Source organism: Bradyrhizobium sp. WD16, assembly GCF_024181725.1.
Taxonomy (GTDB): domain Bacteria; phylum Pseudomonadota; class Alphaproteobacteria; order Rhizobiales; family Xanthobacteraceae; genus Bradyrhizobium_A.
Window position 1 is genome coordinate 3,889,290 of sequence record NZ_CP028908.1, and the last position, 22,440, is coordinate 3,911,729.

Below are 22,440 nucleotides of genomic sequence, written 5' to 3' on the forward strand. Positions count from 1 at the left end.
CCGCGCGCACGAACATGCTTAACAGGTCCTTCATCGCCGCCTCGTAGTGTACGGCCAATGAGGCGCTGCGAATGAAGCGAACTTCGGATTGGGACACTGGAGCCGCGCAGGCAGGGACTGATCGGAACCAGGGTCATGACAGCGGGCCGACACAGGTGAGCACGGCGCGGATCATCGTCGCAGCCGTCCGGCGATCGTCGATCGCGGCGCTGGCCGCCTGCGGCCTGTTGCTGTCATTGATCTCGGGTGAGCCGGCGCACGCCCAGCAGGCGATCAGGGGCGAGGCGTCCTTTTCGGCCGGCGGCGGCTACGCCCGGCTGGTGCTCAAGCTGGCAGAAGACGTCGATACCGATGTCAGCGTCGCAGGGTCCGTGCTAATCATCCGCTTTCGCAAGCCCGTGGACGTTCCGATCGATCCGCTGGCGACGGCCGTGCCGGACTATGTCGGCTCCGCCCGTCGCGATCCCGATGGCATGGCGATCCGGCTGGCGCTGGCGCGCAAGGTCACCGTCAACGCCATGGATGCCGGCGAGCGGACCTTCATCGATCTGATGCCGGAAGGCTGGACCGGCCCACCGCCGAGTCTGCCGCAGGAGGTCGTCCGGGAGCTGGCCGAACGCGCGCGCGAAGCGGAGCGCCTGCTGCGGCAGCAGAAGGCGGCAACCGAAGTGAAGAAGCGGCCGCCGGTGCGAGTGCGGGCTTCGACCCAGCCGACCTTCGTCCGCTTCGTGTTCGACCTGCCGCCGGGCATCGGCGTGTCCTCCTCGCTCGAGGACAAGAAGTTGTCGCTGGTGTTCAATGCGCCGCTCAGCTTCGATCTCACGGACGCCAAGCTCGCCGCTCCGCCATCGATCATGGCGATCGAACAAAAGCTGGACCCCAATGGATCCCTGGTCAGCTTCGCCATCATCGGCGAAGTCGACGTGCATTCCTTCCGCGAAGACGCGAACTACGTCGTCGATATCGGTTTCGACAAGCCTGGCAAGCCGCCGCTCGCCGCGGTTCCCGACGCACAGCCCGAACAGAAGCCGGCGGCGAAGTCCGACAGCAAGTCCGACGCGGGAGCCGCGACCAAGGGGGCGGTCGCTCTTGCGTCGAAAGGAAAGGGTAGCGGCGAGGTGAATCCGGCTGCCGACCTCATGGCCGAGATCAAGACCGCTGCGGAGGCCGCGCCGAAGATCGCGCCGCCCGCGGTGGTGGCACCGGTGTCGGCCGAGCCCTCCAAAGTGCCGGTCACTGGTGGCGAGCAGGCGGCCATCGATGATCACAGGATCGATGCCGCGCGTGCGCAACCGGCCAGGGCCGCGGCCGTGGCCAAGCCCGATCCCGTCAGGGCCGGTTTCGTCCCGCCTGTAGCGATCGACGGGACAGGTCCCGAGCGAGCCGACGCGTCGCCGACCGCGGCGAAGATCAAGGTGGTGGCCCAGCGCAGCAGCGACGGGCTTCGCCTTATCTTCCCGTTCCGGGATGAAGTCCCGGTGGCATTGTTCCGGCGCGGCGACGCGATGTGGCTGGTCCTCGACACGATGCGGCCGATCGACACCGAGGCGATCCGGAGGGACGGCGGCGCCGTGATCGGTGACGTGACGGTGATTCAGCTTGCCAACGGACAGGCCATCCGGATCCGCCTCACGCGGCCGCAGCTCGCTGGAATTTCGGCTGACGCCGCCGATGTGACAGTCGTATTCGCCGACGTGCTCGACGCCCCGTCGCGGCCCCTGACGGCGATACGCAATATCGCCGATCCCGGCCGTGCCCATGTTTCGGTGTCGTTGCCGCATCCCGGCATCGTCCACCGCATTCTCGATCCCGATGCTGGCGACGCGCTGACCGTCGTCACCGCGCCGCTGCCGGCGCGCGGGTTCGTCAGGCGGCAGAACTTCGTCGAGTTCTCGCTGCTGGAGACGATCCACGGCGTCGTCGTGCTGAGCGCCGCCGACGATCTCGCGGTCACCACCGCGCCCGACAAGGTGATGCTGACCCGGCCGGGCGGTCTCATTCTGTCCTCCGCGGAATTGGCGCCCAAACGCGATGCCAGCGGTCCCAAGCCGCTGCTCGACGCAGTCGAGTGGCGCGCGAACAGCGAGGCCGTCTTCGCCGGGCGGGTCGATGAACTCATTGCCGCGGCTGCGCGAGGCACCGGCGAGGCGCGGGCCAGGGCCAATCTCGACCTCGCGCGTTTCTATCTGGCGCGCGGCTTCTATCCGGAGGCAAGGGCGGCCGCGGCCCTGGCGCTTGCCGGCGCCAATCCGGGCTTCGAGGATCCTGCGGCGCTGATCCTGCGCGCTGCGGCAGCCATTCTCAGCAATCGTCCTGAGGCAGGGCTGAAGGACCTCGCCAATCCGGTCATCGCCAGCAGCTTCGACCTCGAGGTCTGGAAAGGCCTCGCTTATGCCAGGCAGAAGAAATGGCCGGAAGCGCGGGAGAAATTCAAGAACGCTGAGTTCGCCATCGCGGCGCTGCCGGAGGAGCTGCAGCGCATCATCCTGTCCGATGCGATGCAAGCCTGTCTCGAGGTCCACGATTACGATGGAGCCTCGGCCCGCAGCAATGACCTCGGCGTCCTCGGCGTCACCGAGGCAATGAAACCCATGGTCAGCGTCATGCGCGCGCAGCTCGCCGAGGCGCTCGGCCGGGAAAAAGAGGCGCTGGCCGGATTCGATGAGGTTGCCGCCTCATCGAACCTGCAGGCGGCGACCAAGGCGCGGCTGCGCACCCTGTTGCTGCGTCAGAAGCGCCACGAAATCGACGAGGAGCAGGCGCTCAAGGGCCTTGAGACCCTTGCCGTCACTTGGCGCGGTGACGACGTCGAGCTGGAGATCCTGCAACAGCTTACGCGGATGTATGCGACGAAGAAAAGCTACAATGACGCTCTGGCCGCAGCGCGACTGGCAACGAGGCTGCAGCCGAACTCGGAGATCGCCCGCGACATCCAGACGGAAACCTCGGCGCTGTTCGTGGAATTGTTCCTCGGTCCCAAGGCGGACGCGCTGCCGCCGATCGAGGCGCTCGGCATGTTCTACGACTACCGCGAGCTCACCCCGATCGGGCGGCGCGGCGACGAGATGATCCGTCGCCTCGCGGAGCGACTGGTCGGGGTCGACCTGCTCGATCAGGCCGCGGACCTGCTACAGTACCAAGTGGACCACCGTCTCGAGGGCGCGGCAAGGGCCCAGGTGGCATCGCGGCTCGCGACCATCTATCTCATGAACCGCAAGCCCGATCGGGCGATCGGAGTGCTGCGCGCGACCCGCATCGCCGATCTGTCGGGCGAACTGCGCCAGCAGCGCCTCCTGTTGGAGGCGAGGGCGCAGAGCGATCTCGGCCGCCATGATCTCGCGCTCGACATCATCTCCAATCTCACCGGACGCGAGGTGACGCGGCTGCGGTCCGACATCTTCTGGGCGGCGCGGCGCTGGCGCGAATCCGCCGAACAGATCGAACTGTATTACGGTGATCGCTGGAAGGAGTTTCAGCCGCTCAATCCGGCCGAAAAGGGCGACATTATCCGCGCCGCGATCGGCTATGCGCTGGCGGAAGATGCTCTCGGCCTCGGACGCTTCCGTGAGAAGTACGGGCCGAAAATGAGCGAGGGCACCGATCGTATCGCCTTCGACACCGCGAGCAAGCCGGCGGCGGCGACCAGCGCCGAATTCGCCCAGATCGCGCGCATGGCGGCATCGGTCGATACGCTGGAAGGCTTTCTGCGGGAGATGAAGGGGCGCTTCCCCGAGATGTCGCGGGCGGGCGGGGCGCCGGACGCTGCGGCAGATGCAGTCACGACCGGCGCCTTGCCGCGCATCCGCAGCGTCGCCGCCCGCCAGTGACGCGGCATCTGCGGGACACGAACTTCGGCAAGCGGGCGCTGCCGTGAAGAACGCTTGCCATAGGGCATCCTCCTCCTGACGATTCAGGATCGATGATGCACCATCAGAGTCCGGGACTACACACCTAGTGTCCCGTCTCCGAATTACCGCTTCGTTTGCCTCACCCTCGCACGGTCATTCGGAGACATCGGGACACTAGCAAAATCAAAAAGCTAGTGTGGTTTATGTCTCGCAATTGCCTACAGGGGCTTGCCGCAAAGGGCATAGGCAATTGCGAGACGCCACACTAGTGCGGTGGACCGGGGCACTAGCTGCCGTAGCTCTGCACCAGCGACCCGGCGACCAGCGACCAGCCGTCCACCAGCACGAAGAAGATGAGCTTGAAGGGCAGCGACACCGTGACCGGTGGCAGCATCATCATGCCCATCGACATCAGGACCGATGCGACCACCATGTCGATGATCAGGAACGGGAGGAAAAGCAGGAAGCCGATCTCGAAGGCCCGCTTGAGCTCTGAAATCATGAACGCCGGCACCAGGATGCGCAGCGACATCAGCTCCGGAGTCGCCGCCGGCGGTTCTCCAGACAGGTCCATGAACAGCTTCAAGTCCTTCTCACGGACGTTCTTCTGCATGAAGCTGCGCAGCGGCATGACTGCGCGCTGCAGGGCCTCCTCGACCCCGATCTGGTTTGCCACCAGCGGTCGGATGCCGTCGTCGTAGGATTTCTGCAGCGCCGGGCCCATCACGAAGGCGGTCAGGAAGAGCGCCAGGGCGAGGATGACGGCATTGGGCGGGGCGGTCGCGGTGCCCAGGGCAGTGCGCAGCAGCGACAGTACGACCACGATGCGCGTAAACGACGTCATCATGATCAGGATCGACGGTGCGATCGACAGCACCGTGAGCAGCGCGATCAGCTGGATCGCGCGTTCGGTCACCCCGCCATTGCCCTGGCCGAGATTGATGCTGATGTCCTGTGCGGCAGCCGGGCCGGCGAAGGCCACGGCGGCGAGACAGGCGAAAAAAAAGAAAACTCTACGCGGTGAGGCGAGGCGCTTCACGTCGGGGTCTTCGGGCGGCCGAGCAGGCTCGCCATCTCGTCTTCGAGATTCTCGAAGGAGATCCGCGGTCCGGGGCCGGCCGGCTGTGGAGCAGGATGCTCTTCGGTGGCCTCCGGCGACGCGGACCGGAGCGGGCGCACCGGGGCTTCGCGAACAGGGACTTCGCGAACCGGAACCTCCGGGGCAACCGGGGGCGCACGGTCGGCCGCAGGCGGCTCCGCCGGCCGACGCAGCGCCGCTTCGAGCCGCTGCGCCATTTCGGCAAGGTTCTGGTCGGCGCTCTGTACCGGTGCTGGTGCTGGTGCCGGGCGCTCGGCGCGCTGCGGGGCCGGTCTGGGCTCGATCGCTGGGGCCGGGCGGGGCGGTATCGGTTCGCGGTGCATCTCGCGCGGAATCATGGGCTCGCGCTCGCTGCGCGGCATGATCGGTTCGCGCTCGCTGCGCAGCGCCGCCTCGCGTGGAAGCGCCGGCTCGGAGCGGGGCATCACCGGCTCGCTGCGGGGCGTGCCGCGCGGACGGGAGGGCGGCTCGCTGCGGACGAGGGGCTCCGGCGCAATGCCCGCTAGCGGATCGACGCGGCGCTCGGCGCCTGGCGCAGCGCGGCGCATCTCTTCGGCGAAGGACGGGCGCGCGGCGCGCGGCGGCAAGTCCGGCAGCGTCGGCTCGGGGGCTTCGGGAAGTTCGACGGCCGGCTCAATCCAGTTGGCGTCGGGCAATGGCGCGACCCGTGGCGGCAGTTCTGCGCCTACCGGACCGCGCGGCATGACCGCTTCCCGCTGCGGGCCGGCGGCACGCATGATATTCTGCTCGACGACGATATCGGTCGGACCGCCGATCATCAGCAGATGCTCAATGTTGTCCCTGCGGACCAGGACGAGGCGGCGGCGGCCATCGACTACGGCGGCGTCGATCACCGCGAGGCGCGGCATTCGCCCGCGATTGGCATTCGAACCAAGCCGGCTCGAAGCGAAGCGCCGGACCAGCCAGGCGGCAACGCCGATCAGGGCCAGCACGGCGACGAACAGGAAGAAGACTGTCAGTTGTGTAGGCATGCTTGGTCCCCACCAAATAGAAGCTTACCTTAGCTTGCGGATTCGTCGACTGCCGCGCGCCCGAAATGCGGCCCTCACGCTCCCAAGTTGAGGCCCTCTATTCTGATTACCCTCGATCGGCCCAATTCGCGAATCCGATGGCCAAATTGCCCGAAGATGACCGACTTCGGCAAACGCCTCCCGCAATCCGGCCCGGGCGGTATGGCCTCGAGAGGCGTCACCGCATTCGTTAACGTCCGAGGGCAGGATTTGCCGCCCCAGATCCTAATAGCCCGTTAAGTGGCACTGACAATAGGTGTTTGGCCGCTGAACGATTCTGAAGTTTCAATGACTTGGGCGGTTAACGACGCATTCGTGGCGAAAATGAGTCATTTTCCGATTTAACGGTTTATTAACCATGCAGGCGGCAAATTCTGCCTACCTGATCCGGCTCCTGCCGGTCGCAGGTCGGAGGCCGACCATGCCCATCACCGACATTCCCGCGCTCACCGCGCTACGTACCCGGATGCAATGGCATCAGGAGCGTCAGAAGGTGCTGGCCGAGAATATTGCCAACTCCGATACCCCGAACTTCCGGCCGCGGGACCTGGTCGAGCCCACTTTTGATCGCAATGGGGCCTCGCCGATGGGCTCGCTGCCCATGATGCGGACCTCGAACACGCACCTGACCGCCTCCGGCGGCGATGGCATCTTCGGTTCCAGCCGCAACGGCGGTTACGAAATCCGACCAGCCGGCAATGCGGTCAGCCTGGAGGATGAGATGCAGCGTTCGGCCACCAATCAGATGGATTTCGCTGCGGCGACTTCACTCTACAGCCGCAGTCTCGCTTTGTTGAAGACTGCGATCGGAAGGCGCTGAACGCGTCCGCTGCCTGTGCAGTCAGCAGGGCCGCCCCTGGCCCTTGAGCCATCATTCGCCGGGAGATAGCCAATGAGCGACGGAATGGACTTCCTCAAGGCGATCGACATCGCCAGTTCTGGGCTGCGGGCGCAGGCCGGGCGCATCCGGGTGATCTCGGAAAACCTCGCCAATGCCGATTCGACCGCGCAGGCCGCCGGCGGCGAACCTTACCGGCGCAAGGTGCCGACCTTCACGTCGGAGCTCGATCGCAAGCTCGATGCCCACGTCGTCGGCATCGGGCGCGTCAAGCCCGACAAATCACCGTTCCGCACGAAGCACGAGCCCGGGAATCCGGCCGCCGACGCCAACGGCGACGTCAAATACCCCAACGTCAACTCGCTCGTCGAGATGACCGACATGCGCGAGGCCCAGCGATCCTACGAGGCCAACCTCAACGTCATCACCGCGACGCGCCGGATGATCCAGCGCACGCTCGATATCCTCAAGGCCTGAGCCCGGAGAACTGACAGATGGCTTCACCGACCGCTGCCGCAAATGCCTATGCGAGCCTCTCGCGAATGATGGAGACGGCGGCCGGCGCCGGTCGCACCTCGTCTGCTTCGTCGTCCGATCCGTCCGGGGCCTCGTTCGGCGCGCTGCTCAAGGACACCTTGAACAGCGTCATGGAGTCCGGCCGCAAGTCGGACGTCCAGACCGTTGCCATGGCCAAGGGCAAGGCCAACGTCATGGACGTGGTCACCGCTGTGGCAGAGACCGACGTCGCCGTCTCGACGCTGGTGTCGGTCCGCGACAAGGTGATCCAAGCCTACGAAGATATCATGAAGATGCCGATCTGATCGGTCGGTTCGAGGGCAATTGAATCGGGGGGATCTGGAATGACCGGGGCAGAGGTTCTCGACGTCTCGCGCGACGCAGTCTGGACCATTGTGGTGGTATCATCGCCGCTGATGATCGTGGGGCTGGTGGTCGGAGTGGTGATCTCGCTGGTGCAGGCGCTGACGCAGATCCAGGAGCAGACGCTGGTGTTCGTGCCGAAGATCCTTGCGATCTTCCTCACTTTGCTGCTTGCGCTGCCGTTCATGGCCGATGCGCTGCACAGCCATATGCTGCGGATATCGTCGCGAATCATCTCGGGTTAGCGCATGATGCCGGCGGTCCGATTCCAACGTTCGCATGCCATCGCAGCAGGCGTCTTTGCGCACATCGGAATCGAGGGCCAATGGATTTGACATTCGCCTCGCGAGCCGCGTTCCGGTGGGTAGCGAATGTCGGATCCACCCCACCAGGAGGCGCGTGCGCAGCGACGGCGCGTCCGATCACGATATGAGCGCGAGGCAGGGCGCGATCCGATCATGCGCGTCGATATTTCGCTTTTGCCGGCGCTCGCCGCGGCCTTCATCCTGGTATTCGCCCGGATCGGAGCCATGGTGATGCTGCTGCCGGGCTTCGGCGAGAGCAACATCCCGGTCCGTACCAAGCTCGCCATCGCGCTGGCGCTGACGCTGATCGTCCTGCCACTGCACCGGTCGGCCTATCATGTCGATATGACCTCGCTGACGTCGCTGCTCGTCCTGATGGTGCACGAGATCATCATCGGCATCGTGCTCGGCGCCACCGCGCGGGTGACGCTGTCGGCGCTCTCGGTGGCCGGATCGCTGATTGCCCAGCAGCTCGGGCTCGGATTCGTCACCACGGTGGATCCGACCCAGGGCCAGCAGGGGGCGCTGATCGGCAATTTCCTCACCATGCTCGGCCTCACGCTGCTGTTTGCGACCGACATGCATCATCTGGTGATCGCTGCGCTCGCCGACAGCTACAAGGTGTTTGGCCCGGGCGAGGTGCTGCCGAGCGGCGACATCGCGGCGCTCGCGACCCGGGCCTTCGCCGCCGCATTCAAGATCGGCGTGCAGCTCTCGGCGCCGTTCATCGTGTTCGGGCTCGTCTTCAATGTCGGTCTTGGACTGCTGGCGCGGATGATGCCGCAGATGCAGGTCTATTTCGTCGGCGTTCCGCTCTCGATCCTCGGCGGCTTCCTGATTCTCGCGGTCGTTCTGACAACGATGATGGGCACCTTCCTGGACTATTTCGGCGAGATCATGCGTCAGCTCACGCCGTGACCGCATCGTCTGGCGAGCGTGCGGCAAATGGGGCGGTCATTCGGAGACAGGACACCTAGTGCGGCGTCTCGCAATTGCCTTTCCCCTCTGCGGCAGGCCTCGTAGGCAATTGCGAGACATAAGCCGCACTAGTGTGGTGGATCTGACGCTCGTTTCAGTATTGCAGCGAGTTCTTCGAACGCGCGTCAGATCAAAAACCACACTAGAATCATAATGATGCTAGTGTCCGCTTGTTTCCAACGTTCGTATGAGCGCCTGCTGCAATGGGATACGAACGTTGGAAACAGGACACTAGTATTTTGATTTTGCAAGTGTCCTCACGTCTCCGAATGACCGTCGGAGCGTACGGCAAATGGGCGGTCATTCGGAGACAGGACACTTGAGCCATGGCCGACGAAGACGATTCCGAAAAGACACAGGACCCAACGCAAAAACGTCTCGATGACGCCCATCAACGCGGTGATGTCGTCAAGAGTCAGGAGGTCAATACCTGGTTCGTCATCGCCGGTGCAGCGCTGGTGATTTCGACTTTCTCCGGCAGCATCGGCAGCGGCATCGAGATGCCACTGCGCAACCTGCTGGCCAATGCCCATCTGATCAGGACCGACGGCCTTGGGCTGCTGTCGCTGGCGAAGAACATCGAATATGTGCTGTTCGCGGCACTCGGGGTGCCCTTCCTGCTGCTGATGCTCGCCGCGCTCGTCGGCAACCTCGTCCAGCACCGGCTGGTCTGGTCGGCCGAGCCGTTGGTGCCGAAATTCAGCAAGCTGTCGCCGATGAGCGGCGCCAAGCGCTTGTTCGGCAAGCAGGCCATGGCCAATTTCGTCAAGGGCATCGTCAAGATCGTCGCCCTTGGCGCCGTCATGATCGCGGTGTTGTGGCCCGAGCGCCATCGCATCGACGCCATGGTGCGGCTCGATCCCGCGGTGCTGCTGCCCGCGGCGAAATCTCTCTCGATGCAATTGATCGGCGCCGTCGTCGCCATGCTCGCGGCCGTGGCCGCCGCTGATTATCTCTTCCAGTACCGCCAGTGGTTCGAGCGACAGAAGATGTCGTTGCAGGAGGTCAAGGAGGAGTACAAGCAGATGGAAGGCGACCCCCATATCAAAGGGCGCATCCGTCAGCTCCGCCAGGCCCGCATGAGGAAGCGGATGATGGCCGCCGTGCCGAGCGCGTCGGTCGTCATCACCAACCCGACCCACTTCGCCGTGGCGCTGAAATATGAACGCGGTATGGGCGCGCCGGTCTGCGTCGCCAAGGGCGCCGATGCGATCGCACTGCGCATCCGCGAGATCGCCAAGGAGAATGACGTCCCGATTGTCGAAAATCCGCCCCTGGCGCGCGCACTCCACGCCTCCGTGGAGATCGACGACGAGATTCCGGTGGAGCACTATCAGGCCGTTGCCGAGGTCATCGGCTTTGTCATGCGGCTGAAACAAGGTCTGCGACCGTGATCGGGATCGGCCGGCGACCCGAATTGCGTCGCGGCTCCGGCCGACGACCCATGAATCGCTTGCGCTGGGCCGGCCGATTCAGGCACTTGGGAACGCGCTTGGGATGATCTTGCGCTCGCACTTGGGATTCGAGGCTGGCAGGGCTACACCGGTTCGGAAGGCTCGGGTTCCGCCTGGCGATTCGGACGGCTGAGAAACACCGGATTGGACGCAGGACAGACTGAGCGACGATGAAGGGCCGGCGCGGCGATTCGATGGTAGTTGACGTGAACAACGATCCGCATCGTCCGGAGCACGAGACGGTGGATGCGCCGCGCCGCAGCGGCAGCATCGTGCTCGTGCTCGCCGTCGCCGCAGCCATTGTCGCCGCTGCCGTGGCGGTGATGGTGTTCGGCCGAGGCCCGGCGCAGCCCTACATTCTCGGCCTGCTGGCGCTGTTGGCGATGGCCGGCCTGTTCGCGCTGTTCGCCCTCGCTGCCGGCCTGATCCGCTTCGCCGATCGCACCACTGACGATCCGGTGACGCGCCCGCTCGTCGACCATTCCGTCGACGGCCTCGCCGTCACCGATGGCCAGGGTCACATCGTCTACGCCAATGCCTCTTATCTCGCGCTGACCGGTGCCGCCGGCGCCGACGACGTGCGGCCCGTCGAGCGGGTCTTCATCGGCAATCCCGACGTCTCCGAAGCGGTTTTCCGCCTGCTCAAGGCCGCGCGCGAGGGCCGCCGCCAACAGGAGGAAGTGCGGGTCGCCGGCCAGGCCGGCGGCAAGGGGCGCTGGCTGCGGCTGCGGGTGCGCCCCCTCGGCGACAGCAAGCGGGAGTCGAAATTCACGGTGTGGTCGATCGCCGACATCACCCGCGATCGCGAGCGCCAGGAAGACGTCTTCCAGGAGCTGCAGCACGCCATCGAATATCTCGACCATGCGCCTTGCGGCTTTTTTTCCGTCAGCCCTACCGGTGAGATCGTCTATATCAACGCAACCCTGGCGGGGTGGCTGGAATACGATCTGGCCGAGGTCGGCTCCGGCGGACTGAAGCTCGCCGACATTATCTCCGGCGAGGGCGCGGCGCTCCTCGGCTCGATCGCCGCCGAGCCCGGCGACGTCAAGACCGAGACCTTCGATGTCGATCTGCGCATGCGCAGCGGCAAGCCGGTGCCGGCCCGGCTCTATCACAAGCTGGCCTTCGGCGCCGACGGTCGGCCGGGCGCCTCCCGCACCCTGGTCATCAGCCGGGCCCGGGAGGAGGGCGTCGATCCGCAGCGCACCGCCGAAGTGCGCTTCATGCGCTTCTTTGACCGCACTCCGATGGCGATCGCCACCGTCGATCGCGCCGGCTCCGTGGCGCGCTTCAACGCCCGTTTCGCCAAGCTCACCCAGAGCCTGCCGGCGGGCGGCGGCGCCAGCAAGTCGATCCTGTCGGTCGTCAATGAGCGCGACCGTGCGGCGCTCGCCGCCGCGATCGCGCGTGCCGCCGAAGGGCAGGGCGACATCGCGCCGGTCGACGCCATGCTGGACGGCCCCGGCGACCGCTGGGGACAGTTCTTCGTCACCGCGGTGGAGAAGGACAAGGGCGACGGCGAGGTCGCCATCGTCTACGTGCTGGAGACCACCGAAAAGCGCTCGCTGGAGAACCGGGTCACCCAGCAGCAGAAGATGGAGATGGTCGGCCAGCTCGCCGGCGGCATCGCCCATGACTTCAATAACGTGCTATCGGCCATCATGATGGCCAATGATTTCCTGCTGAATGCCCACAAGCCGACCGATCCGTCGTTCCAGGACATCATGCAGATCAAGCAGAACGCCACCCGCGCGGCGACGCTGGTCCGCCAGCTCTTGGCGTTTTCACGTCGGCAGACCCTGCGGCCTCAGGTTCTCGATCTTGGCGATGCACTCTCCGATCTGACCATGCTGCTGCGCCGCCTCATCGGCGAGAAGGTCAAGCTCGACCTCGTCCACGGTCGTGACCTGTGGCCGGTCAAGGTCGACGTCTCTCAGTTCGAGCAGGTGATCGTCAATCTCGCGGTCAATGCCCGTGACGCCATGCCCGATGGTGGCAGACTGACGGTCAAGACCGCCAATGTCAGCGCCGAGGAAGCGAGCAGGCGGCCCTACAAGGGAATGCCCGCGGCCGATTATGTCTGCATCGAGGTCACCGATACCGGCACCGGTATTCCCGCCGAGATCGTCGACAAGATCTTCGAGCCGTTCTTCTCCACCAAGGAGGTCGGCAAGGGGACTGGCCTCGGCCTGTCCACGGTCTATGGCATCGTCAAGCAGACCGGCGGCTTCGTCTATGTGGACTCCGCAGCCGGCCAGGGCACCACATTCCGCATTTTCCTGCCGCGGCATCGGGTCGAAATCGAAACGCCCGCGGCCGAGGCGGCCGTGCCTGCCGGCACTGCCGCCGACACGCCGTCCGCATCCGCCAAGCCGCGCACCGATCTCACCGGCCAGGGCACCATCCTGCTGGTCGAGGACGAGGACGGACTGCGTTCGCTCAATGCTCGTGGCCTGCGCTCGCGCGGCTATACGGTGCTCGAGGCCTCAAACGGCATCGAGGCGTTGGACGTGCTGGCCGAGCGCGACGGCGCGATTGATCTCGTGGTGTCTGACGTCGTAATGCCGGAGATGGATGGCCCGACGCTGCTGCGGACCATGCGCGAGCGCAATCCCGATCTCAGGATCATCTTCGTCTCCGGCTACGCCGAAGACGCCTTCGCCCGCAGCCTGCCGGAGAACCAGCAGTTCTCCTTCCTGCCCAAGCCCTTTACCCTGAGCCAGCTCGTCGCCCAGGTGAAGGAAACGATGAGCGGGGCGTGAGAGGTCGGTTCCGGCCGTGATCGCGATGAGAGGCGATTCCCGGCTCTGACCGCGCCAAGGCGGCGGCTTTTCGCCGCAAGGCCGGGCAAATCCTCGGAAAGATTGACAAAATTTACCCCCTTGCGACTGCGCGCCGCAGGGTTCAGGGCTCCGGGGTGCTTTCTTTTTCGGCAGGCTTCCCCATCTTCAGAAAGCTTCCCCCTGCCGGGGATCCGAGGGAAAGACGATGACCTTTTCGCAGCGTATGCGCATCCTGACCAAGAGCCTCGCCGTGGCCATGGCCGTCGCCGTGCCGCTGGCGTTGTCCGTGCCCCAGGCCGACGCCCGTGTCGGCGGTGGCATGAGTTCGGGATCGCGCGGGGCGCGGACCTTTTCGGCGCCTCCGTCAACCTCGACGGCGCCTAATGCAGCGCGGCCGTTCGACCGCACCATGACCTCGCCGAGCCCGGGTGTCGGCACGCCTGGCAACCTCGGCAATCGCGGTGGCTTCTTCAATCGTCCGGGACTGCTCGGTGGTCTTGCTGCCGGTTTCCTCGGCGCCGGCCTGTTCGGCATGCTGTTCGGTAACGGGTTGTTCGGCGGCCTGGGCGGCTTGTCCTCGGTGCTCGGCCTGATCCTGCAGATCGGCCTGATCGTGATCCTGGCGCGGCTCGCGATGTCATGGTGGCAGCGTCGGAACGCCGCCGCCTACGCCGGTGGGCCATCGCGCTTCGACGCAGCTCCGCAGCCCCAGCAGCCGGATGCGGCGCGTGGCCTCGGTTTCGGCTTCGGCGCGAACCGTGCCACGCTGCAGATCGGGCCCGACGATTACGAGGCCTTCGAGCGTTTGCTCGGTGACATTCAAGCTGCCTGGTCCAACGAGGACCTCAACGCGCTGCAGCGCCTCGCCACGCCGGAAATGGCTTCCTATTTCGGTCGCGACCTGCAGGCCAATGCCGCGCGGGGCGTCGTCAACAAAGTCAGCGGAATCAAGCTGCTCCAGGGCGATCTCGCCGAGGCATGGCGCGAAGGTGAGACCGACTATGCCAGCGTCGCCTTGCGCTTCGCCCTCGTCGACAAGACCGTGGATCGAGCCAGCGGCCGGGTAGTGGAGGGCAGCGACCAGCCCACCGAGGCTACCGAGGTCTGGACCTTCTTGCGCCAGCGCAGCGGCAACTGGGAGGTTTCAGCCATCCAGCAGGTCTGACCCGACCGCCGTTTCGAACTGAGACCGATCAAGGCGCCGCCCACGCGGCGCCTTGATCATGTCGGGATCATGCGGGGGCGTCCTCGGCGGAATAAACCGCCGCGCGCGGGGTGCTCACGCAAAGAGATTGGTTCGTCAGCCCGGCCGATCGTGCAAGGGCGTCATCACGGGAGGATCAGCATGAGTGTTGCTTTTGGAACGACAACTGCGCGGTTCGGGGGACTTTGCGTCGGCATTGCCGCTGCGCTCGTGGTCGGCGTAGTTCCAGTCGCGGCCCAGCAGGCGGCGATGACCTTCTTCGTCACCAGCGCCGGACCGGGCAAGGGCGGTGACCTCGGCGGCCTCGCGGGCGCGGACAGGCATTGTCAGAGCATTGCCGAAGCTGCCGGCGCCGGCGGCAAGACCTGGCACGCCTATCTGTCGACCCAGGCTGCGGGCGGCAAGAGCGCAGTGAATGCGCGCGACCGCATCGGCAAGGGCCCGTGGCAGAACGCCAAGGGGGTGGTGATCGCCAAGGATATCGCCGAACTGCACGGCACCAACAATCTGACCAAGCAGACCGCGCTGAGCGAGAAAGGCGAGGTCATCAATGGCCGCGGCGACACCCCGAACCGGCACGACATCCTCACCGGCTCGCAGCCTGACGGCACCGCCTTCACCGGTTCCGAGGATCGCACCTGCAGCAACTGGACGAGCAGCACGAAAGGCGCCGCCATGCTCGGCCATGCGGACCGCACCGGCCTCGATGATTCCGCGCCGGCAAAATCCTGGAACAGCTCGCATCCCTCGCGCGGTCCGGACGGCGGTTGTTCCCAGGCCGATCTCAAGACCACTGGCGGCGACGGACTGCTCTACTGCTTCGCGGTGAACTGACCGGCGGACCAGGCGCCAGGACAGGCCCAGCCTCCAGCGATTTCATTCGCTAGTGTCCTGTCTCCGAATTACCGCTCCATTTGCCTCATGCTCGCACGGTCATTCGGAGACATAAGGACACTAGCAAAATCAAAGTGCTAGTGTGGCTTATGTCTCGCAATTGCCTGCGAGCGGCTTGCCGCAAAGGCGGTAGGCAATTGCGAGACGCTACACTAGCGGTTGCGGCCGTCGATCGGCAACATCGTCAATGACGACAGATCGATGTGATCGATCGTCGCCACGTTGACCGCAATCACCTTGGTGCCATCCGGCTTTTCGCCGAGCGCAAACACATCCACCCCGCATTCGCTGCAGAGCTGGTGGTGGATCACCCGCTTGTTGAAGAGATACTCCTTGAGGCTTTCGGCACCGGCGCGAAGCTGGAACTGCGGCTCCGGCACGAAGGTGAAATGCAGGCCCTTCTTGGTGCAGATCGAGCAGTTGCAGGCGGTGACCATGTCAAGGTCGGTGGTGCATTCGTAACGCACCTGGCCGCAGTGACAGCCGCCGGTGAAGGTCCTGGCCTCGCCCATCGTCCGCTCCGTTTCGAATTCTTTGCATCGTGATCTGAAACAGCCTTCAAGGCAATCCTGCGGCGGCATCTTGCTGCGCATGGAACAGGCCGGCTTCCGTTTCCCCGGCAACCGTTTCGTCTACGACGCGATGGGACCGGGGCTGGGGCAAAGGCGATGGAACAGATCGACCAGCTCTCCGCCGAACCGCCCGCGGCAGAGTGACCGCGTCCGGGCTTGTTGCGCCGGCGATGGCGGAATGGATCAGCAGCCGCGGCAGATGCTCTTGATTCTGCTGTTGAGGGTCCTGTCGAGGTCGTCAGAGGCGCCCTTCAGCGGCTTCTCGTTGATCGCCGTGCGCTCGGCGGTGCTGCGGCGATCGTGGGTCGCATGATGACTGCGGCGGCTGCGCGCGTCGGCCGGATGGACGGTCGCGGTGATGGCGAGTGTGGTCAGGACGGCTAAAACTAGCAGTGCAAAACGGATCATGTTGGCTCACAAATCATTTCTGCCGAATTGAACCGGCGCTCGGCGTCCCGCGCATCTAGTGCGTGGATCTGACGCTCGTATCAGCATTGCAGCGAATTCGTCGTACGAGCGTCAGATCCAAAACCGCACTAGAATCATAATTATGCTAGTGTCCCTTTGGTTCTAACGTTCGTATGAGTGCTCGCTGCAAAGGGATACGAACGTTAGAACCGGGACACTAGTGTGGCGTCTCGCAATTGCCTATGCCCTTCGCGGCAAGCCCCTGTAGGCAATTGCGAGACATAAGCCGCACTAGAGCAGACTCCGATCAAGGTGGATCATATCCGCATGCGGCGAAGTAGTTTGCGCATTGGGCGGGCTTGAAGATGTCGGCGCAGGTTTCGAGGGCGCGCATCAGGGCGGCGACAGTTCGCTCGGCGATTTTGCGCAAATGCGCTTTCAGCTTGGAAAACGCCTTCTCGATCGGGTTCATGTCGGGGCTATAGGGCGGGAGGTAGAGCAGCTCGGCGCCCGCGGCCTCGATCAACTCCTTGACCCGCGGCCCCTTGTGGGCGGACAGATTGTCCATGACGACAACGTCGCCTTTCGTGAGGGTAGGAACGAGGCAGTGTTCCACCCAGTCCTCGAACAGGGCGGCGGTGATCGGACGATCATAGGTCTTCGCCGCCACGAGCCCGCGAAGGCGGATGCCGGCGACGAGCGTGACCGTCTTGTAATGGCCGTGCGGCACGCCGACGCGCAGCCGCCGCCCACGCCGGCAACGCCCGCCTTTGCGCGCCAAATTGGTCGAGGCGCCCGTTTCGTCGATGAAGACGAGCTTCTCGGGATCGAGATCGAGCTGTCGCTCGAACCATTCGAGGCGTTGCTTCAGGACGTCCGGCCGCTGCTGCTCCGAGGCGTGTGCGGTCTTTTTTTAAACGTGACGCCATGACGGTCGAAGAAGCGCCACAGCACGGAACTCGAAAAATGCTCGCCGCAATTCCTGATCAGACGTTCCTGGATCTCCAGCAGGGTGACGTCCGGCGTGCGCCGGATCAGACCCATCAGATAGCCGTGATGGGCTTCGATGCGGCCGGAGCGGCGATCGCCTCCAGTCGGCTTCGGCGACATTTCTCCCGTCGTCTCGAATTGCTTGACCCAGCGCACGGCGCTCGCAATGCTGACTTCGAAACGCTTCGCCGCCGCATTGCGCGACAGCCCGCCCGAGACGACAGCCTCCACCACTCGTTTGCGAAGATCGTCGGAAAGCGCCATTCCAGCCGCCTCCATTCTGCGGCAGGAATCATGAATCAGATGTCAGCCGATTCGGGAATCCTGATTCGATTCACATCGCTCGGAGCCTGCTCTAGCTTTTTGATTTTGCTAGTGTCCTGATGTCTCCGAATGACCGTGCGAGGGTGAGGCAAATGAAGCGGTAATTCGGAGACAGGACATAGCGCAATGATTAGGGCTGAAATGGTGCAAACCTGTGGCGCTGCACGGCCTGCGATTACCGCTTCATCACCATCGCCGTCTTTGCGGCATCGGGCCTGGAGAAACCGCAGTCTCAGAATCTGTAGATCGCGACGCCAATGGCGAAGGCGACGAGCGAGCCTGCCGAGACCACCATCGGCAGGATGACGAGGATCGTGGCCGCGATGAGACGCTCCGCGCGCAAGGCGAGCGCGATGGCACAGGCGGCGATCAGCGGATAACCGACGATCTGCAGCTCCATGACCAGCGTCAGGCTGAGGCTGCCGGCGGTGTCGAAGCCGTGCAGCACCACCGGGACCATGTCGCTGAACCAGTTCAGCACGATGATGGCGGCAAGCGCGCAGATCGCCCCAGAGAGCCTGCCCTGCAGGGTGAGAATGAAAGCCGCGATGGCGCAGAGCGGATCGAGAGCCAGCGCCAGCACGGTCAGCGCCGCCATGCCGTCGATACCGCCGAACAGCCCCGCAGCGTCGCCGAGTGTGCTGATGGCCTTGATCATTGTTACCGCCAGCAGCACGATGCGCAGGTGCTCGTGCTGCAGCAGTGCCGGCGGCCCGGGGAGCGTCGCAGGTAGCTGGGCACGCATGACACCGTCCTCCTTGGGACTTTGTCATTTGTCGGTTGCCGCCGGCATTGGTTCGCGATGTCGGCGTTGAAACCCGCGTGAAGCGGAGGGCTGGGGGAGACGACGATGCGTTATGAACTGCATTATTGGCCGGGCATTCAGGGACGTGGCGAATTCGTCCGTCTCGCGCTGGAGGAGGCCGCCGCCGATTACGAAGATGTCGCTCGTGGCCGAGGTGGTGTCGGAGCGATGCAGCGGCTGATGGCCGGCAAGGAGATCGCGACGCCGCCGTTCGCGCCGCCCTTCCTGGTCGCCGGTCGCCGCGTCATTGGCCAGACCGCCAACATCCTGTTCTTTCTCGGCTCACGTCACGGACTGGCGCCGGCAGCGGAGGCCGGGCGGCTGTGGGTGCATCAGCTCCAGCTCACGGTCACGGATTTCGTCGCCGAGATCCACGATAGCCACCATCCGCTCGGCCCATCGTTCTATTACGAGGATCAGATTCCGGAAGCGAAGCGCCGCACCGCCGATTTTCGCAAGGAGCGGGCGCCGAAATTCCTTGGCTATTTCGAGCGCATTCTCGATGCTAACGGTCCTTGGCTGACCGGAAGACGGTTCAGTTACGCCGATCTCTCCATGTTCCAGCTCGTCGCCGGGCTGCGCTACGCCTTTCCGAAGGCGATGAAGAAGCTCGAGCGCGAATGCCCGAGGCTCATCGATCTCCACGACCGCGTCGCCGCGCGGCCGCGCATCGCCGCCTATCTCGACAGCCCGCGCCGCATCCCCTTCAACGAGGATGGCATCTTCCGTCACTATCCCGCGCTCGACGGGTGACTGTGTCATTGAATGTCGTCACTTCTCCTCAGTTGCGGCTCTCGTATTCACACATCTGAACCGCAGCCGGCGGTCGGAAGCGGACGATGACGGGAGAAAGCGCCACTCTTTCAGCCTTTCACGTCATGCCCAGCCATGGCAGTCTGCCTCGCGCAGACTGCGTGAGCTTGTCTGCGATGCCGGGCTCCCACATTTTGGCGGCTGCGAACCGCCGCGTGAGGGGGCCCTATCGGCGCCTCATACCGTGACCGGATCGATCGGCGAAGGCGGGGTGCCGCCGGCCTCGATGGCTTCGCCGGCCGCGAGACACAGATCCTCGCGATAGCGGCCTGATACGATCTGCACTCCGACCGGCGCCGATCCGACGAGGCCGGTCGCCACCGTGAGCCCGGGCAGGCCGAGGAAGGGCAAGGCGATCTGCGGCATCTGCGCCCGCCACACCCGGGCGAAGGCGGCTTCTCCCTGCATGTCGAGATGATTGGCGAACGGCAGTTCGGCGGACACCGGCATCACCATCACCGCGTAGGATTCGAAGAACATCATCCATTCGCGCAGCAGCGTCGCGCGCCGCACCAGCAGTTTGGAAAAGCCCTCGAGGTCGACCGCGTCGGCCGTGGCGCGGTGGCCGGCGAGGACGTTGATCGCGGCAGGGTCGCCCTCGCGCTCGGCGCTGGCGACCATGGCGGCATAGCCGTCGGCCAGCCAGAGCTTGGTCTGGGCATCGGAGGCTTCCGCCAGCGGTGGCGAGGCGAGGATTTCCTCCACGGTCCAGCCGGCGCTCTCCAGCCGTGCCCCGGCGTCACGCACCGCCACTGCCACCTCCGGCGAGGTCTCGAGGCCGTCGGGGGCGACGCAGATCGCGGCGCGCTTCGTCACCGGCGGGCCCTCGAGGGGCGCCGGCACCCACCACGGATCGCGCACGTCGCGCGCCGCCATGGCGGTCAGCGCCAGGCGGATATCGGCGATGCTGCGGGCGAGCGGCCCGGACACCGCGCCGATCTGGCCGCCGATCGTACGCTCCGGCACCGAGGCGTTGTAGGCGGGGATGCGCCCGAGCGTCGGCCGCAGGCCGTGAATACCGCAGGCGTAGGCGGGATAGCGGATCGAGCCGGCGATGTCGGTGCCATGGCCGATATGGCCGATGCCGCTGGTGACGGCGGCGGCCGCCCCGCCGGAGGAGCCGCCGGGGGTCAGGCGCCTGTCGCGCGGATTGAAGGTCTCGCCATGGATCTGGTTCGAGGTGAACCAGCGGTAGGAAAAGGCGGGAGTATTGGTCCGGCCGACGATCACCGCACCCGCCTTCAGGAGGTTATCGACCACCGGGTTGTTGGTGCTGGCGATGTGGTCGCGCTGCAATGTCACGCCATTGGTGGTGGCAAAACCGGCCTGGTCGACATTGACCTTGACAGTGATCGGCACGCCGGCGAGCACGCCTTGCCGGTCGCCGCGCAGCCGGCCGGTGTCGATGGCATCGGCCCGGGCCAGCACCTCGTCGGGACGGTGATCGACCACCGCATTGATGGCGCCATTGACCGCATCGAGGCGATCGAGCGCCGCCTGGGCCGCCTCCCGGGCCGAGACCTTGCCGTCGCGGATCAGCGCCGCGATGTCGGTTGCCGATAATTGCCACAGCTGGGCCATGCCCCGTCCGTCCTTTGCGAATGAAGATCAACTGGTGTCGCGAATTATCGCCGTGCCGGGCCATCGCAGCAAGCGGCGGCAGCTATCTTCCGAGGCTCGGGGCGATGGTGCACTGCCACGTGCTGGCACGGCGCAGACCGCGATGGGACCGGAGGCCGACCCGACGCACTTGTTTTCAGGAACGCCCCGGGCGGTCGCTCAAACGGAGCTGCAGTTTCATCAATTCTTGACCAATGTCTGCGCTTACTTGGCCGCGCACGCGTGGATTTTCCTCAGGCCGGTCAATGTTTTCCGATAGCAATCTGACGATCCGCTTCCTCGTCGCTGCCGTGGTCGCGGCGCTCTTGATGCTGCTGGGGATCGGCGGCGGCACCGGTTTCATCGCGGTGCTCTATCTCAACAACCAGATCACCGGCCTGTCAGCGGATTTCGCCGCGCTGACCGGGGCAAGCCATGACCACGCCCTGCAGATCTATGGCAACGCTCACACCGCCTTCGTGGTTTTCCTCGGCGCCTGCGCGGTGATCGCCATCATCGCTTTCACGGTCTGCGCGGTCGCATTCTTTGCGGTGCGCAACGGCATTCTCGGGCCACTCGCCGCCATGGTCGAGGCGATGCGCCGCGTCGCCGACGCCAAGCACGATACGGAAATTCCGGGGCTCGGCCGCACCAACGAGATCGGCCAGCTTGCCAGCGCCCTCGAGGTGTTCAAGACCAACAGCATCGAGCGCCAGCGCCTGACCGCCCAGACCGTGAGCGAGGCCGAGCGCCAGGTCGAGCGCTCACGCGAGCTCGACCGCAAGATCGCCGGCTTCAACGACACGATCGCCGCCGTGGTCGGCAGCGTCGCCGCCGCAGCGGTGCGGCTCAGGGGCAATGCCGAAACGCTGTCGCAGGTCGCCAACGACACCAGCGTCAAGGCCAATGCGGTGGCGAGGGCGGCCGAACAGGCCAGCACCAGCGTCCAGACCGTGGCGGGTTCGGCCGGGGAGATGACCACCTCGATCGCCGCCATCAGCCAGCGCGTGTCCGACGCCACCCAGCGCGCCGAAGGTGCCGCCGGCCATGCCCGCTCGACCCGCGACACGATCCATTCATTGTCGGAGCGTGCCGAGAAAATCGGCGAGGTGGTGGCGCTGGTTCAGGCGATCGCCTCCCAGACCAACCTGCTCGCGCTCAACGCCACCATCGAGGCGGCCCGCGCCGGTGAGGCGGGCAGGGGCTTCGCCGTGGTCGCCTCCGAGGTCAAGAGCCTCGCCGACCAGACCCGCAAGGCCACCGAGGAGATCTCGGCCCAGGTCGGTAGCATCCAGGCGACCACCGCCGAGACTCGCGCCGCCATGGACGACATCTCAAGCGTCATCGCCGAGATCAGCGGCATCATGACCGGGATCGAGGTCGACACCGCGCAGCAGCGCACCGCGACCCAGGACATCTCCCAGAGCGTCCAGGTGGCGGCGCGCGGCACCCTCGACGTGTCCAATCACATCGTCCGCATCACCTCGTCCTCCGCGGAGACCGGCCGTCTCGCCGACGAGGCGAGAGGCGCCGCGGTCGACCTGTCGCAGCAGGCCGAAACCCTCAAGCGCGAGGTCGACGGCTTCATCTACAGCGTCAAGGCGATGTGAGGGGCT

Annotated in this window: 19 protein-coding genes; 12 read left to right on the forward strand and 7 right to left on the reverse strand. The window is 65.2% G+C overall.

Translation table 11 applies throughout. The features are described from left to right. The first annotated feature begins 71 nt into the window (after window positions 1-71). Entirely contained in the window at window positions 72-3,827 is a 3,756-nt protein-coding gene (locus DB459_RS17965; protein ID WP_253706630.1) for a tetratricopeptide repeat protein, read from the forward strand. 307 nt (window positions 3,828-4,134) lie between these two features. Here DB459_RS17965 and fliP read toward each other — a convergent pair whose 3' ends face one another. Beyond that, window positions 4,135-4,887 (reverse strand): flagellar type III secretion system pore protein FliP, encoded by a 753-nt coding sequence (fliP, locus tag DB459_RS17970; RefSeq protein WP_253706631.1) that lies wholly within the window; start codon window positions 4,885-4,887, stop codon window positions 4,135-4,137. Next, a complete protein-coding gene (locus DB459_RS17975) occupies window positions 4,884-5,939 on the reverse strand; it encodes a flagellar biosynthetic protein FliO (RefSeq protein ID WP_253706632.1) in 1,056 nt (351 codons plus the stop codon). The genes fliP and DB459_RS17975 overlap by 4 nt, the downstream gene beginning before the upstream one ends. 460 nt (window positions 5,940-6,399) lie before the next feature. On the opposite strand from DB459_RS17975, the gene flgB reads away from it, so the two are divergent. From flgB to DB459_RS18020, 9 genes are all read left to right on the forward strand, one after another. Next, on the forward strand, window positions 6,400-6,798 hold the full coding sequence (gene flgB / locus DB459_RS17980) for a flagellar basal body rod protein FlgB (RefSeq protein WP_253706633.1): 399 nt from the start codon (window positions 6,400-6,402) through the stop codon (window positions 6,796-6,798). Window positions 6,799-6,870: 72 nt separating this feature from the next. Continuing rightward, complete coding sequence (gene flgC, locus DB459_RS17985; RefSeq protein WP_253706634.1) at window positions 6,871-7,293, forward strand: flagellar basal body rod protein FlgC; 423 nt, start codon at window positions 6,871-6,873, stop codon at window positions 7,291-7,293. Between the two features lie 17 nt (window positions 7,294-7,310). Then, window positions 7,311-7,637 (forward strand): flagellar hook-basal body complex protein FliE, encoded by a 327-nt coding sequence (gene fliE / locus DB459_RS17990; RefSeq protein WP_253706635.1) that lies wholly within the window; start codon window positions 7,311-7,313, stop codon window positions 7,635-7,637. Between the two features lie 39 nt (window positions 7,638-7,676). Continuing rightward, the gene (gene fliQ / locus DB459_RS17995) at window positions 7,677-7,940 is read left to right on the forward strand and encodes a flagellar biosynthesis protein FliQ (protein WP_253706636.1); all 264 of its coding nucleotides are present in this window, start codon (window positions 7,677-7,679) and stop codon (window positions 7,938-7,940) included. Window positions 7,941-8,153: 213 nt separating this feature from the next. Beyond that, complete coding sequence (gene fliR / locus DB459_RS18000) at window positions 8,154-8,918, forward strand: flagellar biosynthetic protein FliR (RefSeq protein WP_253706637.1); 765 nt, start codon at window positions 8,154-8,156, stop codon at window positions 8,916-8,918. Window positions 8,919-9,304: 386 nt separating this feature from the next. After that, window positions 9,305-10,372, forward strand: coding sequence for a flagellar biosynthesis protein FlhB (gene flhB, locus DB459_RS18005; protein ID WP_253706638.1), 1,068 nt, complete (start codon window positions 9,305-9,307; stop codon window positions 10,370-10,372). A gap of 254 nt (window positions 10,373-10,626) precedes the next feature. Beyond that, window positions 10,627-13,194, forward strand: coding sequence for a cell cycle histidine kinase CckA (cckA, locus tag DB459_RS18010; protein ID WP_253706639.1), 2,568 nt, complete (start codon window positions 10,627-10,629; stop codon window positions 13,192-13,194). 226 nt (window positions 13,195-13,420) lie between these two features. Continuing rightward, the gene (locus tag DB459_RS18015; RefSeq protein ID WP_253706640.1) at window positions 13,421-14,380 is read left to right on the forward strand and encodes a TIM44-like domain-containing protein; all 960 of its coding nucleotides are present in this window, start codon (window positions 13,421-13,423) and stop codon (window positions 14,378-14,380) included. Window positions 14,381-14,560: 180 nt separating this feature from the next. Beyond that, a complete protein-coding gene (locus DB459_RS18020) occupies window positions 14,561-15,253 on the forward strand; it encodes a lectin (RefSeq protein WP_253706641.1) in 693 nt (230 codons plus the stop codon). 212 nt (window positions 15,254-15,465) lie between these two features. Here DB459_RS18020 and DB459_RS18025 read toward each other — a convergent pair whose 3' ends face one another. From DB459_RS18025 to DB459_RS18040, 4 genes are all read right to left on the reverse strand, one after another. Next, window positions 15,466-15,825, reverse strand: coding sequence for a GFA family protein (locus DB459_RS18025; RefSeq protein ID WP_253706642.1), 360 nt, complete (start codon window positions 15,823-15,825; stop codon window positions 15,466-15,468). Window positions 15,826-16,068: 243 nt separating this feature from the next. After that, window positions 16,069-16,293, reverse strand: a complete 225-nt coding sequence (locus DB459_RS18030) for a hypothetical protein (protein ID WP_253706643.1) — start codon at window positions 16,291-16,293, stop codon at window positions 16,069-16,071. Between the two features lie 307 nt (window positions 16,294-16,600). Next, a protein-coding gene (locus DB459_RS18035) for an IS630 family transposase (RefSeq protein WP_253706644.1) occupies window positions 16,601-17,547 on the reverse strand; the annotation gives its coding sequence in 2 pieces (ribosomal slippage) (window positions 16,601-17,208 and window positions 17,208-17,547; 948 coding nt in all). 292 nt (window positions 17,548-17,839) lie between these two features. Continuing rightward, the gene (locus DB459_RS18040; protein ID WP_253706645.1) at window positions 17,840-18,352 is read right to left on the reverse strand and encodes a hypothetical protein; all 513 of its coding nucleotides are present in this window, start codon (window positions 18,350-18,352) and stop codon (window positions 17,840-17,842) included. 105 nt (window positions 18,353-18,457) lie between these two features. Here DB459_RS18040 and DB459_RS18045 point away from each other — a divergent pair, with 105 nt between their 5' ends. Continuing rightward, the gene (locus DB459_RS18045; protein WP_253706646.1) at window positions 18,458-19,165 is read left to right on the forward strand and encodes a glutathione S-transferase; all 708 of its coding nucleotides are present in this window, start codon (window positions 18,458-18,460) and stop codon (window positions 19,163-19,165) included. Window positions 19,166-19,402: 237 nt separating this feature from the next. Here DB459_RS18045 and DB459_RS18050 read toward each other — a convergent pair whose 3' ends face one another. After that, the gene (locus tag DB459_RS18050) at window positions 19,403-20,806 is read right to left on the reverse strand and encodes an amidase family protein (RefSeq protein WP_253706647.1); all 1,404 of its coding nucleotides are present in this window, start codon (window positions 20,804-20,806) and stop codon (window positions 19,403-19,405) included. A gap of 284 nt (window positions 20,807-21,090) precedes the next feature. Between DB459_RS18050 and DB459_RS18055 the strand changes: the two genes are divergently transcribed. Beyond that, window positions 21,091-22,434, forward strand: coding sequence for a methyl-accepting chemotaxis protein (locus DB459_RS18055; protein ID WP_253706648.1), 1,344 nt, complete (start codon window positions 21,091-21,093; stop codon window positions 22,432-22,434). Window positions 22,435-22,440 lie beyond the last annotated feature (6 nt).

Bases quoted from the DNA above. Each gene is read 5' to 3' on its own strand.
- DB459_RS17965 (WP_253706630.1), top strand. From the start codon at position 72: ATGAAGCGAACTTCGGATTGGGACACTGGAGCCGCGCAGGCAGGGACT.
- DB459_RS17975 (WP_253706632.1), bottom strand. From the start codon at position 5,939: ATGCCTACACAACTGACAGTCTTCTTCCTGTTCGTCGCCGTGCTGGCC.
- flgB (WP_253706633.1), top strand. From the start codon at position 6,400: ATGCCCATCACCGACATTCCCGCGCTCACCGCGCTACGTACCCGGATG.
- flgC (WP_253706634.1), top strand. From the start codon at position 6,871: ATGAGCGACGGAATGGACTTCCTCAAGGCGATCGACATCGCCAGTTCT.
- fliE (WP_253706635.1), top strand. From the start codon at position 7,311: ATGGCTTCACCGACCGCTGCCGCAAATGCCTATGCGAGCCTCTCGCGA.
- fliQ (WP_253706636.1), top strand. From the start codon at position 7,677: ATGACCGGGGCAGAGGTTCTCGACGTCTCGCGCGACGCAGTCTGGACC.
- fliR (WP_253706637.1), top strand. From the start codon at position 8,154: ATGCGCGTCGATATTTCGCTTTTGCCGGCGCTCGCCGCGGCCTTCATC.
- flhB (WP_253706638.1), top strand. From the start codon at position 9,305: ATGGCCGACGAAGACGATTCCGAAAAGACACAGGACCCAACGCAAAAA.
- cckA (WP_253706639.1), top strand. From the start codon at position 10,627: ATGGTAGTTGACGTGAACAACGATCCGCATCGTCCGGAGCACGAGACG.
- DB459_RS18015 (WP_253706640.1), top strand. From the start codon at position 13,421: ATGACCTTTTCGCAGCGTATGCGCATCCTGACCAAGAGCCTCGCCGTG.
- DB459_RS18020 (WP_253706641.1), top strand. From the start codon at position 14,561: ATGAGTGTTGCTTTTGGAACGACAACTGCGCGGTTCGGGGGACTTTGC.
- DB459_RS18025 (WP_253706642.1), bottom strand. From the start codon at position 15,825: ATGGGCGAGGCCAGGACCTTCACCGGCGGCTGTCACTGCGGCCAGGTG.
- DB459_RS18030 (WP_253706643.1), bottom strand. From the start codon at position 16,293: ATGATCCGTTTTGCACTGCTAGTTTTAGCCGTCCTGACCACACTCGCC.
- DB459_RS18040 (WP_253706645.1), bottom strand. From the start codon at position 18,352: ATGCGTGCCCAGCTACCTGCGACGCTCCCCGGGCCGCCGGCACTGCTG.
- DB459_RS18045 (WP_253706646.1), top strand. From the start codon at position 18,458: ATGCGTTATGAACTGCATTATTGGCCGGGCATTCAGGGACGTGGCGAA.
- DB459_RS18050 (WP_253706647.1), bottom strand. From the start codon at position 20,806: ATGGCCCAGCTGTGGCAATTATCGGCAACCGACATCGCGGCGCTGATC.
- DB459_RS18055 (WP_253706648.1), top strand. From the start codon at position 21,091: ATGTTTTCCGATAGCAATCTGACGATCCGCTTCCTCGTCGCTGCCGTG.